This window comes from Salipiger sp. PrR007 (assembly GCF_010499845.1).
In the GTDB taxonomy this organism is placed as follows: domain Bacteria; phylum Pseudomonadota; class Alphaproteobacteria; order Rhodobacterales; family Rhodobacteraceae; genus Salipiger; species Salipiger pacificus_A.
In genome coordinates this window covers 1-1,777 of the sequence record NZ_JAAGOZ010000096.1, presented here as the reverse complement: position 1 = coordinate 1,777, position 1,777 = coordinate 1, and the positions used below count along the sequence as shown (strand labels likewise).

Annotated in this window: 2 protein-coding genes; both read left to right on the top strand. The window is 61.8% G+C overall.

The genetic code is table 11. The features are described from left to right. Positions 1-154: 154 nt before the first annotated feature. Positions 155-1,153: an IS30 family transposase gene (locus G0Q01_RS25590; protein ID WP_164198517.1), complete on the top strand. Its 999-nt coding sequence runs from the start codon at positions 155-157 to the stop codon at positions 1,151-1,153. Between the two features lie 97 nt (positions 1,154-1,250). Then, a partial coding sequence (locus G0Q01_RS25585; protein ID WP_164213962.1) for an IS30 family transposase occupies positions 1,251-1,777 on the top strand: 527 nt, incomplete at its 3' end.

The following is a 1,777-nucleotide window of genomic DNA, read 5'->3' as shown; positions in this document are numbered from 1 at the left end:
GCCCGGCCATGCTTCTCCACTCTCGGTGAGACATTTCTGCTTTGCGCAGCCGAGGACATTTCAACTTGGTTGCAACAACGTGTGCGCCGTGGGCACATTCTAAACTGGGTTGCGACAAATCCCCTATCTTGCTGGAAAGCAAGGAGAACGGACAATGGCGCACAAAGAGCTGGACCTGCGTGAGCGGCGCAGGATCGAAGACCTGCTGAACGCAAAGCTGCCGGTCAGCAGGATTGCCGCAGAGATCGGTCGGCATCGTTCGACCGTCTACCGCGAGATCAAGCGCAATGCCTTCGCGGCGCGCACGGAAGAGGTCGCCTACCTCGATGGCTACTACGGCATGGTCGCGCAGCGCAAAGCCTTCGACCGCCGGGCCCGGAGGCGCAAGCTGACCCGGCTTGTGGATTTGCGCGAAGCCGTTATCGACCGTCTCAAGGCTGGCTGGTCGCCTGAGCAGATCGCCGGCCGGATGCGCCTCGATGGTCTGCCCGTGACCGTCAGCCACGAGACCATCTACGCCCATGTCTATGGCCCCGAGGGCCGTGCCGAAGAGTTGGCCCGACACCTGCCCAGCCGGCGCAAGAAACGCAGGCCCCGGTATGCGCGGCGGTCCCGCAACCAGGTCTTCCCGCCCGAACGCTCGATCCATCAGCGACCAGAGTACGTCAAGACACGGGAAACATTCGGAGAATGGGAAGGCGATCTGATGATCTTCGAGCGCGCGCAAGGCTCGATGAACGTCGCAACGCTGGTCGAGAGAAAGACCCGCTTCGCGGTCCTGTTCCGCAACAACGATCGCAGCTCCACGCACTTCATGAACAGCTTGATGAACGTGATGACGCCGCTGCCCCAGCCGGCACGCAAGTCGATCACCTTCGACCGTGGGTTCGAGTTTCGCGACTGGCGAAAGCTTGAGGCCGGCATCGGGACAACCGCCTGGTTCTGCGACCCGCAGGCACCCTGGCAGAAAGGCTCGGTGGAAAACCTGAACGGACGGGCCCGCCGCGTCCTGCCCCGCGATACGCCTCTCGCATCCCTTTCGGGACCCCAGATGAAGGAGATCAGCGAGAGGCTGAATGCGACACCGCGAAAGTGCCTCGGATGGCGCACGCCAACGGAAGCCTTCAGAGAGGAAATGGTGAAACTGAGATAGCGGAACCTGTCGCAACCACCCTTGAGCTCACACGGGTGGATTCACAAACGAAGTGCAAATTCTGTATCAAAACAGAAGTTTGCATGGAGGATGTGGAATGGGTCGTTGTTACCTTCAGCTGAGTTTCGAGGAGCGGATCAAGATTGCCAAGTGGCGCGAGGCCAAAATGTCGATCCCCGAGATCGCGGATCGCCTGAGCCGCGCCCCCTCGACCATCTACCGCGATCTGAAGCGCAATCACTTCGATGGCGGCGACCTGCCCGAGCTCGCGGGATACTACGCGCTGAATGCCCAGACCATGAGCGAGAAGCGCCGCGCCCTTCACCGCAAGATGATTCAGCACCCGCAGCTCAAAGCTGCCGCCCCGCATGGTCTCAAGGCTGGCTGGTCGCCGGAGCAGATCGCCGGCCGGATGCGTCTCGAGCAGCATGGGGTCCGTGTGAGCCACGAGACGATCTATCGCTACGCCTACTCGAAGGACGGTCGCGCCGAGCAGTTCTACCGGCACCTTCCCGAGCATCGCAGACGCCGCAGACCTCGTGGATACCGCCGGTACCAGCGCAGCCACATCTCGGACGCGCAAAGCCTTTCAAACAGGCCGGATTGCGTCGCCGAGCGCGTTGA